The organism is Streptomyces sp. CC53 (assembly GCF_001865245.1).
Classification (GTDB): domain Bacteria; phylum Actinomycetota; class Actinomycetes; order Streptomycetales; family Streptomycetaceae; genus Streptomyces.
Genome location: NZ_MKXB01000032.1, coordinates 23,023 through 39,318, shown reverse-complemented (window position 1 = coordinate 39,318; position 16,296 = coordinate 23,023). Strand labels below are relative to the sequence as shown.

The 16,296-nt window shown below is 76.0% G+C and carries 14 protein-coding genes; 10 read left to right on the top strand and 4 right to left on the bottom strand.

Going from position 1 to position 16,296, the window contains the following annotated elements; all coding sequences use genetic code 11:
• Positions 1-164: 164 nt before the first annotated feature.
• From BJP40_RS02835 to BJP40_RS02820, 4 genes are all read left to right on the top strand, one after another.
• Positions 165-1,100: a M56 family metallopeptidase gene (locus BJP40_RS02835; protein ID WP_071278340.1), complete on the top strand. Its 936-nt coding sequence runs from the start codon at positions 165-167 to the stop codon at positions 1,098-1,100.
• A gap of 66 nt (positions 1,101-1,166) precedes the next feature.
• Positions 1,167-1,970: a phosphatase PAP2 family protein gene (locus BJP40_RS02830; RefSeq protein WP_071278344.1), complete on the top strand. Its 804-nt coding sequence runs from the start codon at positions 1,167-1,169 to the stop codon at positions 1,968-1,970.
• A gap of 76 nt (positions 1,971-2,046) precedes the next feature.
• Positions 2,047-2,742 (top strand): HAD family hydrolase, encoded by a 696-nt coding sequence (locus BJP40_RS02825; RefSeq protein WP_071278338.1) that lies wholly within the window; start codon positions 2,047-2,049, stop codon positions 2,740-2,742.
• Positions 2,743-2,892: 150 nt separating this feature from the next.
• Positions 2,893-3,528, top strand: a complete 636-nt coding sequence (locus BJP40_RS02820) for a TetR/AcrR family transcriptional regulator (protein ID WP_071278336.1) — start codon at positions 2,893-2,895, stop codon at positions 3,526-3,528.
• 207 nt (positions 3,529-3,735) lie between these two features.
• On the opposite strand, the gene BJP40_RS02815 is transcribed toward BJP40_RS02820, so the two are convergent.
• Positions 3,736-5,247 (bottom strand): LVIVD repeat-containing protein, encoded by a 1,512-nt coding sequence (locus tag BJP40_RS02815; RefSeq protein WP_071278334.1) that lies wholly within the window; start codon positions 5,245-5,247, stop codon positions 3,736-3,738.
• Between the two features lie 63 nt (positions 5,248-5,310).
• On the opposite strand from BJP40_RS02815, the gene BJP40_RS36185 reads away from it, so the two are divergent.
• The 3 genes from BJP40_RS36185 to BJP40_RS02800 all read left to right on the top strand — a co-directional run bounded on the left by BJP40_RS36185 (position 5,311) and on the right by BJP40_RS02800 (position 9,155).
• Entirely contained in the window at positions 5,311-6,348 is a 1,038-nt protein-coding gene (locus tag BJP40_RS36185; RefSeq protein WP_079170864.1) for a DUF305 domain-containing protein, read from the top strand.
• A gap of 76 nt (positions 6,349-6,424) precedes the next feature.
• Positions 6,425-7,786, top strand: coding sequence for an FAD-dependent oxidoreductase (locus BJP40_RS02805; RefSeq protein WP_071278330.1), 1,362 nt, complete (start codon positions 6,425-6,427; stop codon positions 7,784-7,786).
• Positions 7,787-8,066: 280 nt separating this feature from the next.
• On the top strand, positions 8,067-9,155 hold the full coding sequence (locus BJP40_RS02800; RefSeq protein WP_071278328.1) for a sialidase family protein: 1,089 nt from the start codon (positions 8,067-8,069) through the stop codon (positions 9,153-9,155).
• 23 nt (positions 9,156-9,178) lie between these two features.
• Here the strand turns inward: BJP40_RS02800 and BJP40_RS02795 are convergent, their stop codons facing one another.
• Positions 9,179-9,856 (bottom strand): uracil-DNA glycosylase, encoded by a 678-nt coding sequence (locus BJP40_RS02795; RefSeq protein ID WP_071264292.1) that lies wholly within the window; start codon positions 9,854-9,856, stop codon positions 9,179-9,181.
• Positions 9,857-9,975: 119 nt separating this feature from the next.
• On the opposite strand from BJP40_RS02795, the gene BJP40_RS02790 reads away from it, so the two are divergent.
• Positions 9,976-11,007 carry a BadF/BadG/BcrA/BcrD ATPase family protein gene (locus tag BJP40_RS02790; protein ID WP_071278326.1) on the top strand — a complete coding sequence of 344 codons (1,032 nt, stop codon included), beginning with the start codon at positions 9,976-9,978 and terminating at the stop codon, positions 11,005-11,007.
• 100 nt (positions 11,008-11,107) lie between these two features.
• On the top strand, positions 11,108-12,028 hold the full coding sequence (locus BJP40_RS02785; RefSeq protein WP_079170863.1) for a sirohydrochlorin chelatase: 921 nt from the start codon (positions 11,108-11,110) through the stop codon (positions 12,026-12,028).
• Positions 12,029-12,490: 462 nt separating this feature from the next.
• On the opposite strand, the gene BJP40_RS02780 is transcribed toward BJP40_RS02785, so the two are convergent.
• Together BJP40_RS02780 and BJP40_RS02775 are read right to left on the bottom strand one after the other, a co-directional pair.
• Complete coding sequence (locus tag BJP40_RS02780) at positions 12,491-13,627, bottom strand: lactonase family protein (RefSeq protein WP_079170862.1); 1,137 nt, start codon at positions 13,625-13,627, stop codon at positions 12,491-12,493.
• A gap of 130 nt (positions 13,628-13,757) precedes the next feature.
• Positions 13,758-15,326: an FUSC family protein gene (locus tag BJP40_RS02775; protein ID WP_071278322.1), complete on the bottom strand. Its 1,569-nt coding sequence runs from the start codon at positions 15,324-15,326 to the stop codon at positions 13,758-13,760.
• Between the two features lie 339 nt (positions 15,327-15,665).
• On the opposite strand from BJP40_RS02775, the gene BJP40_RS02770 reads away from it, so the two are divergent.
• Positions 15,666-16,154: an Lrp/AsnC family transcriptional regulator gene (locus tag BJP40_RS02770; protein WP_071264284.1), complete on the top strand. Its 489-nt coding sequence runs from the start codon at positions 15,666-15,668 to the stop codon at positions 16,152-16,154.
• Positions 16,155-16,296 lie beyond the last annotated feature (142 nt).

Below are 16,296 nucleotides of genomic sequence, written 5' to 3'. Positions count from 1 at the left end.
GGCGCCGGCCGCGCGGACGCGTCGCCGGGCGCCGCGGGGACCCGGAGACGCGCGGCGCACGGCGGGCGGGGACAGGCGTCTCGGCAGGGTGGCAAACCGTGGCGTGCGTCACTTCCCGCGCCGACCCGGTCCGGCCCGCGGGCCCCTCCTTCTAGGCTGGCGCCATGCTGCTTCCCCTCGCGCTGCTCACGTTCGGCGTCGTGGCCGCCGTGGCGGCTCCGCGCCTGCTGGCACGGGCCGACTGGCCGGAGCGGGAACCCATCGTGGCGTTGTGGGTGTGGCAGTGCGTCGTGGCGGCGGTGCTGCTGAGCTTCGCGCTGTCGATGACGTTCAGCGCGGCCGCCGCCTGGCAGGTCGTGCGCGGCCACGTCTTCGCCCCGGCGCCCGCCGCGGTCGTGGAGGCGTACGCGCTCGCGGACCACGCGCCGTGGTCGGGGGTGCTCGCCGTGCTCCTGGGGTGCGGGGGGTTGTGGACCGGGGCGATGCTGACCCGCGAGGTGCGCCGGACGCGGGAGCGGCGCCGCCGGCGGCGGGCCGAACTGCTGGTGCGGGCCCCTCTGCTGCCCGGTGAGGAGCCGGGCGAAGGACCGCTCGTGCTGCTGGAGGGCGACCGGGCGGGCGCCTGGTGGATGCCCGGCCCGACACCCCGGCTGGTCATCACCACGGCGGCGTTGCGCCGGCTGAAGGGCCGTCAGCTCGATGCGGTGCTGGCGCACGAGGCGGGCCACGCCCGCGCCCGCCACGACTGGCTGCTGCACTGCGCCTCGGCGCTGGCGTCCGGCTTCCCCCGGGTGCCGGTGTTCGCCGCGTTCCGCGACGAGATGCACCGGCTGGTGGAGCTGGCGGCGGACGACTCGGCGTCCAAGCGGTTCGGGCGGCTCACCACCGCGCTGGCGCTGGTGGGACTGAACGAGGACCGCGGCGTCTTCGGTCCCTGCCCCGCGCCGGACTCCGAGGTGCCGCGTCGGGTCCGCCGGCTGCTGTCGGGCGGTCCGCGGCTCACGCCGGGCCGCCGGCTGCGGCTGACGGCCGCGGCCGCGCTGGTGCCGGCGATGCCGCTGCTCGTGGCGCTGGCACCGGGTCTCAGCGCGCTGCGCTGACGGCGGCTCCCCCGCGTACGGCCGGGTGTGGGCCGGGCGGGACCGTGGAAGATGCGTTCCATGGCGATGTCCACCAGGGAAGCAGCGGTCACCTCCGTCACGTACGTCCCGTCGCGCAGACCGCGTGCGCTCGCCTGGTGGAGCGGCGCCGCCTCCGTGGTGCTCCTCGGGCTGGTCGCGGCCCGGTGGGAGCCGCTGACGGCGACGGACCGTGCGGTGGCGGACGCCACGCACGCCTCGGCGGTGGACAGCCCGGTGCTGGTGCGGATCAGTCTCGTGCTGACGGACTGGGTGTGGGACCCGTGGACGATGCGCGCCTTCGTCGCGGTCGCGGCCGTCGTCCTGTGGCGGCGCGGCGAGCGGTGGGTGGCGGGCCGCCTGGCGGCGGTGGCGGTGGGGGCGGCGGTGGCGCAGCAGGCGCTGAAGGCCGTGGTGGGGCGAGACCGCCCGCGGTGGCCGGATCCGGTGGACAGTGCCCACTTCGCGGCGTTCCCCTCGGGCCACGCGATGACGGCCGCGGTCACGTGCGGGCTGCTGTGGTGGGCGGCGGCGGTGGCGGGTCGGCGCACTGCGGCGACGGGCGCGACACGGCCGCGGAGGGCCGCGGCCGCCGGTCCGGCATCGGTGCGGTGGGCTGCGGCGGCGGCAGCGGCGTCCGTGCGGAGAGCCGCGGGCCGGATGTCGGCACGCACGGTCGCGGTCGTGGGCGCGGTGTCGGCGGTGGGCGTGGGGCTGACACGGGTGTACCTGGGCGTGCACTGGCTGTCGGACGTGGTGGGCGGCTGGCTGATGGGCGCGTGCCTGGCGGCGGCCGCCGCCGCCGTGCCGGTGCGCCTCGCGGCGACCGGACGCGCGGCCCGCCGCCCCTGAGCCGGCCCTTCGGAGCGACCGCTGCCGCTGCGGGCCCTCTTGCGGCACACGCACCGGCCCGGGAACGCTCGTCGGCATGGCCGTCACGGGCGTTCTCTTCGACTTCTCCGGGACCCTCTTCCGCGCCGAGCCCGCCGACGACTGGCTGCGGGCCGTCGTCCACGCGGCGGGCGCCGACGTCCCGCCGGACGCGCTGAAGCGCTGGGCCCGGCGCCTCTCGGCGGCCGGCGCGCAGCCGGGCGTCGCGCCGCCGGGCGGTGTGCCCCCGCACCTGGCGGCCGCGTGGGCGGTGCGGGACCGGAGCGCGGCCGAGCACCGCGCGGCGTACACGGCGCTGGCGCGCGAGGTGGAGCTGCCCGACCCCGCGTGGTACCCCGCGCTGTACGACCGCCACATGGCGCCGGAGGCGTGGCACCCGTATCCGGACGCCGAGGAGGTGCTCGTCGGGCTCCGGGCGCGCGGGGTGGCGGTCGGAGTCGTCAGCAACATCGGCTGGGACCTGCGCCCGGTGTTCGCGGCACGGGGATGGGACCGCTTCGTGGACGCGTACGCGCTGTCGTACGAGCACGGTGTGCAGAAGCCGGACGCGCGGCTGTTCCGGGTGGCGTGCGCGGCGCTCGGCCGGGAGCCCGGTGAGCTGCTGATGGTGGGTGACGACCGGCGGGCGGACGGCGGGGCCGCCGCCCTCGGGTGCGCCGTGCACTTCGTGGACCACCTGCCGGTGGCGCAGCGGCCCGGCTCCCTGCGGCCGGTGCTCGACCTGGCGGTGTGACGGCCCGCACCCGGGCAGGCGGACGCCGTCCGACCGGACGATCCCCCGCGTCGCCCGGTCGGACGGCCCCGACCGCACCGACATGCCGTGCGCATCGGTGCGGACGCACTGAGTATATTGGCTGGGAGCCAGTCAACGCAGGAGTTAAGCATGTCCCCGCGGAGCGCATCGGTCAATGAAGAGCTCCGCCGACGATCCCGGGAACGGCTCTTGCAGGCCACGGTGGAACTGGTCGCGGAGCGCGGGTACGAGGCGACAACGCTCGGCGACATCGCGGAGCGGGCCGGCACCGCCCGCGGCCTGGTCTCGTACTACTTCCCCGGCAAACGGCAGCTCCTGCAGTCGGCGGTCCACCGGCTGATGCACCGGACGCTGGAGGCCGCGCTGGAGCGGGAGCCCCGCACGGAGGACGGACGGGAGCGGCTGGCCAGGGCCGTCGACGCGGTGCTGGGTCTCGCCGTGGAGCAGCCCGTGCTGATGCGGACGCACATGGCGGGCATCCTCCAGGCGGAGGGCTTCGTGCAGTGCGAGGACCAGCAGCGGCTCGCGGCCCTGCTGCGCGACACGGTGCAGCGGTACGGGTCGCGCAACGTCGACACGGACTACCCGCTGTTGCGGGCCCTGCTGATGGGCGCGGTGTTCGCGGTGCTGCTCCCGGGGGCGCCGATGCCCCTCGCGCTGCTGCGGGCGGAGCTGTTCCAGCGGTACGGGCTGGAGTGGGAGCGCGGGTTCCCGCCGGGTAACGGGCCGGAGGACCGGCCGACGCCCGGCGGGGCACCCGGCTGACGACGCCGGGGAGGTGCCACGGCGGCGGGCCGGTCGCTTCGTCGTCGGGCCGGCCCACGCCGCGCGCGGCCCGCCCGGCGGGTGGGCGGTGCTGCGGGTCGATCCCATCCCGCCGGGTCGTGGCGTCGGCGTCCCCGCGGCCCGCCGGTGCCCTGCCCGCCCCGTGAGGGGGCGGCGCGGCACGGGGGACGTTCCGCGGGGCGTCCGTCAGCGGTCGAAGTCGTCGAAGTAGTCGGGCTGCGTCTGGACGTTCAGTTCGTGCATGCGGATCCGTTGCGCGGAGTCCGTGCGCCGGTCCTCGATCTTGAGTACGTCGAGGCCCTTGCGGATGTCGTTGGAGTAGATGTAGCCGTTGTAGTAGTAAGCGGACCAGGACCCGCCGAGGCCGAGTGTGTCCGTGCTCAGCGGGCCGCGTTCGAAGTAGCCGATCTCCTTGGCGCGGGCGGGGTTCGTGAAGTCGATCACGGAGACACCGCCCTGGTACCAGGCCTGGACCATGATGTCCCGGCCCTTGACCGGGATGAGCGAGCCGTTGTGGGCGACGCAGTTCTCGGTGTCGGCCTGGTGGCGGTCGATCTTGAAGTAGCCGCGGAAGACCAGCTTACGCCGGTCGCCCTTGCCCCGGATGTCGTAGAAGCCGTCGGCGCCGCGGTGCGGGCCGACGCTCTCGTTGCAGGTGGCGCCGACGCCGCCGCCCAACTCGTCGGTGAACACGACCCGGTTCGCGCGCTGGTTGAAGGTGGCGGAGTGCCAGAAGGCGAAGTGGGTGTTGTCCTGGACCTGGTCGATCACCCGGGGGCGCTCGGGGTCCTCGATGTCGAACAGGATGCCGTCGCCCATGCAGGCGCCGGCCGCCAGGTCGCGGGACGGCAGGACGGTGATGTCGTGGCACCCGGTCGTCTTCGAGACGCCCGGGTGGGTGGGCGCACCGGGGTTGCCGCCGCCGTCGGGCCCGTCTCCGGGGAAGAGCACCGGGAAGCCCACGACCGCGGCGCGTTCGGGGGCGGAGCGCGGAACCTTGATGACGGAGATGCCGTCGTGCGGCGGCCGGCAGTCGGGGAACGCCGGGTTCGGGGAGTACGAGGCGACGTACACGTAGACGTTCTTGCGCTGCGGGACCAGGGTGTGCGTGTGGGAGCCGCAGGCGGTCTCGACGGAGGCGACGTACCGCGGGTTGCGGATGTCGCTGATGTCGAAGACCTTGATGCCCTCCCAGGACGACTTCTCCGTCGCGGACTGGGGCGTGCTCTGGCAGGAGTCGTCGCTGCGGGACGAGTCGGTGGACAGGAACAGCAGGTCGCCGGAGACCGAGATGTCGTTCTGGCCGCCCGGGCACAGGACCTGGGCGACGGTCCGGGGGTGGGCGGGGTCGCTGATGTCGAAGATCTGGAAGCCGTCGTAGTTGCCGGCGAACAGATGGCTGCCCTGGAAGGCCAGGTCGGTGTTGATGCCCTTGACGGCGTCGAGCGGGATGTTGGCGACGTGGCGGATGTTGTCGCTGTGGACTACCTCGTCCACATCGGGGACGCCACCGTTCGCGATGGCGGCCTCGGTGTCCGCCTGCCGGCGCTGTGAGACCTCCTGACCGCCGGCCGGCGCGTCCGGGTCGGGCACCGCGGCGGCGGGGCCCGCGGCGAGGAGGGCGGCGATCAGGCCCGCGGCGGCGGTGGCCACGAGCGGGCGTCTGCGCCGCTGCCGAGTGGTGCGCAACAGGGTCACGTGCGACCTCCCTTGTCCGACGTTCGCCGTTCGGGGGGTGAACGGCGCATCGACCAGGGCAGTATGAGCCTGAGCATGGACATCTCAACAGGGGTCGTCAGAGACACGGGCGCCGAACGGCGCCCGCCGCACGGGAGCACGCCGAGGACCGTTCCCTTCCCACCACAGACATGGGGGTCTTTCGTGTCGATCCGCAGGACGCACCACCGCACCTCCGCCCCGGGCGCCGTGGCAGCCGCCGCGGCCCTTGCCCTGACGGGCGCTCTCGCCCTCTCCGCCCGCGACGCGGACACCCCGTCCGGGGCTCGGGGACCGGGCGCCGAGGCCTCCGGGACGAGCGTGCTGGCACCGGGCAGACCAGGCGAGCCGGCCAGGACCCTGTCGCCCGAGGAGGCCGCCGCGGCGGTGCCCGAGGACACGCCGAACGCGGCGGACTTCTCGTACATGCGGATGATGGTGGTCCATCACCGCCAGGCACTCGTGATGACCGCGCTCGCCCCCGACCGGGCCGCGTCGCCGCAGGTGAAGAACCTGGCGGCGCGGATAGAGGCGGCGCAGGGGCCGGAGATCGCCGCGATGCAGGCATGGCTGGAAACGCACCGCGCGCACGGTGAAGGCGGTCAGGCCGGGAGGCCGGGCTCCTCCCACCCATCACCTCACACGCCTTCGTCGCACCCGTCTCATCCATCGCCCTCACCCCGTCAAGCGCACCCGGCTGACCCGGCCCATGCGGAGCCCACTGCGCCGGAGGCGCACCCGCAGCACCCGTCCCATCCGCCGCACCCCTCCGCACCGGCCTCCCCAGGGGCTCACAAGCACACCCCCGGTCAGGTGTCCGGCAGCCCCGGAGGGGATGCCTCCGGGCACGACCACGGGTCCATGCCCGGGATGGCCACGGACGCACAGCTCGAAGAGCTCGAACGGGCGCGGGGCGCCGCCTTCGACAGGCTGTTCCTCCAGCTGATGACCACCCACCACGAAGGGGCGGTCGTCATGGCGGCGCAGGTCCTGCGGGACGGCCGCCACACCGCCGTCCAGGAGATGGCCGACGACGTGATCGCCCAACAGACCGCGGAGATCCACCGGATGCGCGCGATGTGACCGGACGGCGCCGCGGGGCCTCCCGCCGCGCCCGTACCGGTGGGATGCTGGAACCCTCCGCGGAAGGAGCTGCGTCGTGCTGCGTGTCGCCGTGGTCGGTTCCGGCCCCAGCGGGGTCTACACCGCCCAGTCGCTGGTCGAGCAGACGGCCGTGCCGGGTGTCCGGGTGCACGTCCTGGACCGGCTCCCGTGTCCGTACGGGCTCGTGCGGTACGGGGTGGCGCCGGACCACGAGAAGATCAAGTCGCTTCAGGGCAGCCTCCGCACCGTACTGGAGCACGAACGGGTGACGTTCCTCGGCAACGTCGCGGTGGGTGGCCCGCCGCTGACCCCGGAACGGTTGCTGGGGCTGTACCACGCGGTCGTGTACTGCGTGGGCGCGGCCCGGGACCGCCGGCTCGGCATCCCCGGCGAGGACCTGGAGGGCAGCCGTTCCGCGACCGACTTCGTCTCCTGGTACAGCGCCCACCCGGACGCCCCGGCCCACCGGTTCGCCCTCGGCGGGGTCCGGTCCGCCGTGGTGATCGGCGCGGGGAACGTCGCCGTCGACGTGACCCGCGTCCTGGCGCGGGGCGCCGAGGAGCTGCGACCCACCGACGTGCCCGCAAGGGTCCTGGCCGCGTTCGCGGCGAGTCGGGTGCGCGAGGTGCACATGGTGGCCCGCCGGGGGCCGTCGCAGGGCCGGTTCACCACCAAGGAACTGCGCGAGCTCGGCTCGCTGCCGGCGGCCCGGGTCGCGGTGGACCCGGACGATCTGGCGCCGGACCCGGCGTACGCGGACCCAGCGGGTCTGCCTGCGGTGAACCGGCGGAACGTGGAGGTGATCCGCTCCTGGGCGCAGACCGGGCCGCCGCCGGGGGCCGCCGACGGGAGCCGCACGATCCGCCTCCGCTTCCACCTGCGTCCTGTGGAGCTCCTCGGCAGGAGCGGCCGGGTGGTGGGCGTCCGGTTCGAGCGGACCGTACCGGACGGGACGGGCGGAGTGCGGGGCACCGGGGTGTTCGAGGACATCCCGGCCGACCTCGTGCTGCGCGCGGTGGGCTACCGTGGCGCCGCGCCGGAAGGGCTGCCGTTCGACCCCGTGCGGGGCACCGTGCCGCACGCCGCCGGACGGGTGCTGCGCGACGGGGCGCCGTCACCCGGGGAGTACGTCGCCGGGTGGATCAAGCGCGGACCGTCCGGGGTGATCGGCACGAACCGGCCCTGCGCCAAGGAGACCGCCGGGTCCGTGCTGGCGGACGCGCACCTGCTGGTGCGCCGCGCGGTCGCCGACGACCCGCTCGCCGCCCTGCGCTCCTGGGGCCTCGCCCCGGTCGGGTGGGCGGGGTGGCGGTCCATCGAACGGGCCGAGGCGGACCTGGGGCGCGCCCTGGGGCGGGGCCCGGTGAAGATTCCCGACTGGCCCGGCCTGCTGGCGGCCGCGGAACCCGGCGCCTGAGAGGGCGGGCGGGCGCCCTCCCGCGGCGGGGCCCGGGGGCGGCCGGGGCCGGGCGGCGGACTGACGAAGGCAGGGCCAGGTGTCGCAGGGGCCCGCCCCGGCGGACGGCGGGTGCGCGGGGCCGTGTCCCCGGCCAGGGGGAGGCGAGGGGCGGGCCCGCCGCGCGGGACGCGCCGGTGATGGGCGGCTGACCTGGGGCGGAGCTGCGTTCCGGGGCGGTGTCAGTGGGTGGGTGCACACTGGCGGGTGTCCGCGACAACGGCGTCCTGGAGGTCGGGCCATGTCCGATGACGTACTGCTGACCGTAGGCACCCGCAAGGGGCTCTTCCTCGGCCGGAGGCGCGGTGGCGCCTGGGATTTCGAGGGGCCGCACTTCACGGCGCAGGCCGTGTACGCGATCGGGATCGACCTGCGGCGCAGCAGTCCGCGGCTCCTGGTCGGCGGGGACAGCGCGCACTGGGGGCCGTCGGTGTTCCACTCCGACGACCTGGGGGCCACCTGGACCGAGCCCGCCCGGCCCGCCATCCGGTTCCCGCAGGACACCGGCGCCTCACTGGAACGGGTGTGGCAGCTCCACCCGGCGGGGCCCGCCGCCCCCGGGGTCGTGTACGCGGGGACGGAGCCCGCGGCGCTGTTCCGCTCGGACGACGAAGGGGAGACGTTCACGCTGGTCCGGCCGCTGTGGGAGCACCCCACCCGGTCGCAGTGGCACCCCGGCGGCGGCGGTGAGGCGCTCCACACGGTGGTCACCGACCCGCGGGACCCGGACATGGTGACCGTGGCGGTGTCGGCGGCCGGGGTGTTCCGCACCGTGGACGGCGGCGCGAGCTGGGAGCCGTCGAACGACGGGGTGTCCGCGGTGTTCCTGCCGGACCGGCACCCGCGGTTCGGGCAGTGCGTGCACAAGATCGCGCAGGACGCCGGCGACCCGGATCGGCTGTACCTGCAGAACCACTGGGGGGTGTACCGCAGCGACGACCACGGCGTGCGGTGGACGGACATCGGTTCCGGACTTCCGTCGGACTTCGGGTTCGCCGCGGTCGCGCACCCCCGGCACTCCGGTGTGGCGTACCTCTTCCCGATCAACGCCGACTCCGACCGGGTGCCCGCGGAGCGGCGGTGCCGGGTGTTCCGCACCCGGGACGCGGGCGGCAGCTGGGAGGCCCTGACGGCGGGGCTGCCGCAGGGCGATCACTACGGAACGGTACTGCGGGACGCGATGTGCACGGACGGCGCCGACCCGGCGGGCCTCTACTTCGGGAACCGGAACGGGGAGGTGTACGCGAGCGCGGACGACGGCGACACCTGGCACTTGCTGGCGGAGCACCTGCCGGACGTGCTGTGCGTGCGGGCCGCGGTCGTCGGCTGAGCCCCGGGCCCGCTGCCGCGGTGTCAGGGGAGGCGCCAGTCGACCGGCTCGGCGCCCTGGCGCATCAGGAGGTCGTTGGTGCGGCTGAACGGCCGGGAGCCGAAGAAGCCTCGGTCGGCGGACATCGGGGACGGGTGGGCCGACTCGATCGCCGGGTAGGCGTCCAGGAAGGGGCGCAGATTGCGCGCGTCCCGCCCCCACAGGACCGCCACCAGCGGCTTGCCGCGCGCTGCGAGCGCCTTGATGGCCTGTTCGGTGACCTCCTCCCAGCCCTTCCCCCGGTGTGCGCCCGGCCGGCCCGGGACGGTGGTGAGGACCCTGTTGAGGAGCAGCACGCCCTGACGGGTCCACGGCGTCAGGTCGCCGTTGGACGGGCGCGGCAGTCCGAGGTCGGTGTGCAGCTCGCGGAAGATGTTCTGGAGGCTGCCGGGAAGACGCTGGACGTCGGGTGCCACGGCGAAGCTGAGGCCGATCGGGTGTCCGGGCGTCGGGTAGGGGTCCTGACCCACGATCAGGACGCGCACCTCGTCGAAGGGCTGCTGGAAGGCGCGCAGGATGTGCGCCCCGGCGGGCAGGTACGTACGGCCGGCCGCGATCTCCTCGCGCAGGAAGCCGCCCAAGGCGGCGATGCGTCCCGCCACCGGGCGGAGCGCCTCCGCCCAGCCGGGCTCCACCAGTTCTTCCAGAGGTTGTGCTGCCACGGCGCGTCACTCTACCGGTGCAACGGGATCACTCCCAACCGGTCCGCGGGCGCCGGGGCGGGTCAGCCCGGCCGCGGAGTCGGCGGAGGTCCCGGCCGGGAGCCGCAGGAGGAGGAGGCGTGAACGGGCCTGGTGCGCAGGGGCCGTGGCTGCTGGGTGTCGACTCGGGTGGCTCGGGCCTGCGGGTCGCCCTGGGGCGCACCCCGGGTCCCGGGTGGGGTGGTTTAGCGGACGTGGAGACCGTGGCGGTGAGGGAGTTCGACGAACCCGTGCCGCTGGGCCCGGGCGGCATCGACGCGGACCGTCTGCTGCAGCAGGTGGTGCGGGCGGTACGGGAGCTGTCGGCCGAGGTCGCGGAGGGGACGACCGGCCGCCGGGCGCCCGCCGACCTGGTGGCGGCGGTGGGGGCGGCCGGGATGGCCTCGCTCGGCGGGGAGTTGCGGGCCGTGCTGCCGCGCGCGCTGCGAGCCGAGCTGGGGGTGCGGCGACTGGCCCTCGCGTCGGACGCGGTCACCGCGTACGCCGGCGCGGCGGGGCAGCGGGCCGGCGCGGTGGTGGCCGCCGGCACCGGCATGGTGGCGCTGGGCACGGACCTGGCCCGCTGGCGGCGCGTGGACGGCTGGGGCCATCTGCTGGGCGACTGTGGCAGCGGGGCCTGGATCGGGCGGGCCGGCCTGGAGGCGGCGCTGCGGGCCCACGACGGGCGGCGGGGCGGCTCGGGCGCGCTGCTGCGGCGCGCCGAGCCGGCGTTCGGGCCGCCGGCCGGGATGCCCGGGGTGCTGTACCCGCGGCCGGACCGGGCTGCCGTGCTGGCGTCGTTCGCGCCGGAGGTGGCGCGGTGCGCCGCGGAGGACGGCGACCTGGTGGCGGCGGGCATCCTGGCGGAAGCCGCCGGGCACCTGGCGGATTCGGCCGCGGCCGCGCATCCGCCGGGCGGCGGGGGTGTCGCCCTGACGGGGGGCCTGTTCCGGATCGGTGAGCCGCTGCTCGCGCCGGTACGCCGCGCGCTGGCGGAGCGACTGCCGGGGATGCCGGTGCGGGAGGGGGTGCGGGATCCGTTGTCGGGGGCGCTGCTGCTGGCCGGGGCGCTCGCTGCGGGCGCGCTGCGGCTGCCGCGGGAGGAGGGGTTGCTGGACACGTACGAAGGCTGACCGGGATCTCGGACAAACGTACCGGACAAACAGGGGTATAGGTCGCGTGATCGCCCCCTACCGAACGCCGGAGTGGGCGGAACCAGTAGCATGCGGCGCCATGAGCTCCCCCACTGGGCCCGCTTCCGGCCTGCCTGTACGAATGCCGCGACCCCGCCAGTCCGGGCGGCACCGTCGCCCCGAACCCCTGGCGGCGCCCGAGGGCGCGCCCGCACTCGTCCTCGCCGTCCCCGGTGAGCCCTCCGCCGCCGTGCGGGGCCTGGCGGACGAGCTGGTGAGCATCGCGCGCTCCGAGCTGCCCGGTCTGGACGCCGCGGTCGCGTTCCTGGACGGGGACGACACGGAGTACGTCTCCCTGCCGGCCGTGCTGAAGGAGGCGCAGGCGCTGCGGGTCGAGCGGTACGAGTTCGCACAGGCCGCCGGTCGGGAGGTCGCCGCGCCCGAGGGCCCGGCCGCCGTCGTGGTGCCGCTGCTGGCGGGCCCCGAGCACGCGGTGATGGGCCGGATACGGCAGGCCGTGGCCGACAGCGGCGTGCCCGCCGAGCTGACCGACGTGCTGGGCCCGCACCCGCTGCTGGCGGAGGCCGTGCACGTGCGGCTCTCCGAGGCGGGTCTGGCCCGCGCCGACCGGGCCCGGCTGTTCACGGTGGCGACGGCCGCCGACGGCATCGTCCTGGCCACGGTGGGCGGCCAGGAGGCGGTGCAGGCCGCCGGGATCACCGGCATGCTGCTGGCCGCGCGGCTCGCGGTGCCGGTGATGGCCGCCGCGCTGGACGAGGAGGGCTCGGTGGCGGCGGTCGCCGAGCAGTTGCGGGGCGCGGGCTCCGCCCAGCTCGCGCTGGCGCCGTACCTCGTCGGCCCCGAGGCGTCCGCGACGCTGCTGGACGACGCCGCGAAGGCCGCGGACTGCCCGGTGGCCGAGCCGCTCGGCGCGTACCCGGCGGTCGGCAAGCTCGTGCTGTCGCAGTACATGACGCTGCTGGGGCTCTCGCCGCAGCAGGCGGGCGTGGCCGCCCGCTGACGGCCCACGAAGGACCCGCGGCGGCCCGCACGGAGATCTCTCCGCGCGGGCCGCACGCATGCGTGGGCCGCAGGCGCACCGGGCCCCGGGCGCGCACGCGCCCGGCCGCATGCCGGCGGCTGCCGCGGGAGCGTGCGCCGGGACCGCCCGGGGCGCGGTGCGTCCGCCGCCGCCCTCCCCCGTCGCGATGCCTGCCGTCGGCGCGCCTGCACGGCCGCACGACCGCGCACGCGCGTGCCGGAGCGCGAGCGGGCGTGCGCCCCGTGTCGGGCCGCAGGGTTCCGGGCCGGTGTGCGCGTGTCCACGAGCGCCTCAGCACGGGCGCCCACCAGACACGGGCGTCCACCAGACACGGGCGTCCACCAGACACGGGCGTCCACCAGACACGGGCGTCCGCGCGCCTGAAGGGCGGCGCGGACGCTGCGAGGAGCGCCTTCGGGTGCGCCCGTGGGTCCAGTGGGTCTATCCGAGGGCCACGCAGGTCGCCGCGGGCACGGGGACGGAGCCGGACGGGGCGGGGACGCCCGTGTCCGGGTCGATGTCGAACCAGGTGACGTCACCGGACCGTTCGTTGGCCACGTACAGGCGGCGGCCCTCGCGGTCGACGGTGAGGTCCCGGGGCCAGCGGCCGCCGCACGGGACGTGGGCGACGGGGGTGAGCCGTTCGCCGTCACCGCCCACGGCGAGGACCGCGAGGGTGTCGTCGCCGCGCACCGCCGCCCAGACGAACCTGCCGTCGGGGGCGACGGCCACTCCGGACGGGTAGGCCGCGCCACCCTCCCCGCCGTCGGGCCGCAGCGGCACCTCCCCCACCGGGACGAGGGTGCCGCGCGGGTCCCACCGGCACACGGTGAGCGTGGGGGTCAGCTCGGCGAGGACGTACACATGGCGTCCGGCGGGGTGGAAGGCCAGGTGGCGGGGCCCGCTGCCGGGCCGCAGCGGGATCTCGCCGCGCGGCGTCAGCGTTCCCGTGGCGGGGTCGAGGGCGTGGACGTGGACGGAGTCGGTGCCGAGGTCCGCCGCCAGCAGCAGGCGCCCGCCGGGGGCGGGCACGACCTGGTGGGCGTGGGGGCCCGCCTGGCGCTCCGGGTCGGGGCCGCGGCCTTCGTGCTGCACGCGGCCGGATACCTGGCGGAGGGAGCCGCCGGGCCGCACGGGGAGGGCGCTGACGCTGCCCGATCCGTAGTGCGCGGTGACCACGTGGCCGGAGACGCAGGCGAGATGGGTGGGGCCCGAGCCGCCCGTGGGTACGGGCGCGGACAGCAGCCGGGGCACCGGCCCGGTGGTGGTGTCGAATGCGGCGACCGTCCCCTGCTCCGTCTCGGACACGGCGTACAGCACCGTGCCGTGCGGGCCGAGGACGAGGAACGAGGGGTCGGCGACCGCGTCGGTGGCACCGGTGACCGCGAGGGCCCCGGTGGCGGGGTCGACGGAGGCGGCCGTGACGCCGCGCCCACCGGCGTGGGTGAACGACCCGACGAAGGCGCGCTCCTCCGCGGCGCCGCTCCCTGCCGGGCCGGGCCGGACCGCTGTGGCGTCCGGTGCCGCCGCGGCGTCCCCGCCGGTCGCGTCCTGACGTCCCTCGTGACGCGTTGCCATCGCGCTGCCCCTCTCGTCGGTCGTGCCTGCGCTGCCGGCGTCGTGCCGCGGGGCCGACGCTAGCAGTTCAGGTCTAGACCAACTGAGGGGGTGTCGGATGCGCCCCGGGGCCGTGTCGGCCGCCGGGGACTCAGGAGCGGGCGGACGACTGGAGGCGCACGGGCCGCTGGAGCGGGTCCTCCAGCCCGACCAGGGCCTGCTCCAGGGCCTGGAGGTGACGCAGCGCCGGGTGCTCCGTCGCCCGCACCGCCGTGGCGTCCGCCTCCTGCGGCACGGGGTGAGCGGTGGTCGCGGGCTCCGGCCGGTCGTCGGCGGCGGCCCCCGGGGGCGCCCCGCCTCCGGTGGGAGCGGCCTCGGTGAGGGCCTGCACCGCGGCCTCCACGCGCCAGCAGGCGACGGTGAGCCGCACATCGTGAGAGGCGTCGGCGGCGACGAGCGCCAGGGCCCGCGCCTCGGCCGCGCAGGCGTCGAGGAGCTCCATGACCCGCAGGGCCCGCCCCTTGCGTACGCGCAGCGGGTTGAGGGGGTGGACCAGCGGGGCCAGGGAGAGCCGCACCCGGGCCAGCAGGGCCTCCAGGTCCCGGATGTGCGGGGTCGGGTCGGCCTGCTCGTCGCCGGCGAGGCGTGCGGCGGCCGCGGCGGCGGAGGCGTGCACGCTGTGCAGGGCCCGCCCTATCCAGCCGTTCGTCGTCGCGTCGGTGGTGATCGGCAGCACGAAGAGCACGGCGAGCACCGCCCCCGCCATGCCGACTCCGGTCTCCAGCAGGCGCAGCGCCAGCAGCCCCGCGTCGAGCAGACCCAGGAGCCCGTAGAGGAGGCTGGCCATCACCGTCACCGCGAGCATCATCCAGGTGTAGGAGACGGGCGCCGCGTAGAAGATGCCGAACACGCACACCGCGATCAGGACGGCGCTGGGCACGGGCGCCCCGTGCAGCGGTACGGCGACGAGCGCGCCCGCGCCGATGCCGATGAGGGTGCCGAGGAAGCGCCGGAAGCCGCGGACCAGGGTCTCACCGCGGGACGTGGTGTTGACGAAGATCCACCAGGTGGCGCCCACCGCCCAGTACCAGCGCTCGTGCGACAGCATCTGGCCCACGAGCAGGGCGAACCCGGCGCCGACCGTGGCCTGCACGGCCTGGCGCGTGGTCACCCGCCGCAGCCCGGTGCCGTCGCCCGGGGCGGGCACGGCGGGAACCGGCGGGAGCCGCCGCTCGTAGCACCACGCGCCGAACCGCACGGCCGCGGCGGTGGCCAGCGACAGCAGGACGGCGGCGTACAGCTCCGGCAGCTGCGCGGGCACGGTGCCGAGGAACTGCGTCACGAAGTACGACATGAACGCGAAGACGCCGAGAGCGTGACCGCGCGGCCCCCAGCGGCGGGCGTAGACGCCGGCGCCCACGACGGCCAGGAAAGCCGCGTCGCGGGCCACTGGGTGGTCGTGCAGCGCGGCGGCGAGCGCGAGGACCGGCAGCCCGGCCGCGGGCAGCATGGCCGTGGTGACGGCTTGACCGCGCACCGTCGGGTCGGTCACGGTGAAGAGCGCGAGCAGCGCGGCGAGCCCACCGGTGACCGCGGCGACGAGCGAATGGCCGGCCAGTCCGCACAGGGCCACCGCGAGTGCGATGCCGAGGACCGCCCGGGTCGCGGCGCGCAGCCGCAGCCGACCCGGGTCGGGAGCCGCGAACACCCTCTTGAGCACCTACTACCGCCCCTTCGCATGAGTCCCTCGCACACCGTCCGGGCGCGGTCGCGCGCCTCGGCAGGAGCCGTGGGAGACGTGGCATGAAAAAGGCGCCGCGGGATCCGCAGCGCCATCGACCTCACCATGACACCACCACGTGGCGCGATGGCTCAAGTCGGCTCGCATTCACTGGGCCATTGGCCCAGCCTTCCGCCACCCGTTCCGGCCGGGAGGCAGCCAACGGACCAGTGGCCGCGGCCCGGGGCCGGGACGCCGCCGTTGGTACAGTCGGCGCATCGGAATGCCGACTTCCGGCACGGGCGCGCCGGGTCGGCCGCTGCGGAGGAGGTGAGGGCGTTGCCGGTGGACGAGCTGGACACCCGGATCCTGCGGCTGCTCCTGGAGCAGCCGCGCACCAGCGTGCGGGAGTACGCCCGCATCCTGGGCATCGCCCGGGGCACCCTGCAGGCGCGGCTGGACCGCCTGGAGCGGGACGGGGTGATCACCGGGACGGGCCCGTTCCTCTCCCCCGCCGCACTGGGCCATCCGGTGCTGGCGTTCGTGCACGTCGAGGTCACCCAGGGGCACCTGGACGAGGTGGGTGACGCCCTGGCCGCCGTACCGGAGATCGTGGAGGCATGGTCGATCACGGGCGGCGGCGACCTCCTGACGCGGGTGGTGGCACGGGACAACGAGCACCTCGAAGACGTGATCCAGCAGCTCATCCAACTGCCGGGGGTCGTCAGGACCCGTACCGAGGTCGCCCTGCGCGAGCGGGTCCCGTACCGGCTGCTGCCGCTCGTGCAGTCCGTCGGCCGCCGCCGCGCCGAGCCGCGCCCCCGCTGAGGGCGTACCGCAGGCCGCGAAGGCGGTGCAGGCCGCGGCCGCGAGGGGAACGGGCGCGCCGGGCGGCATGACGGGCGGGCCCGCGGCGGCACGGTCGCCCGACGTGCTGCGGCGGGGACGGGCAGGCCGCTGCGCTCCCGGC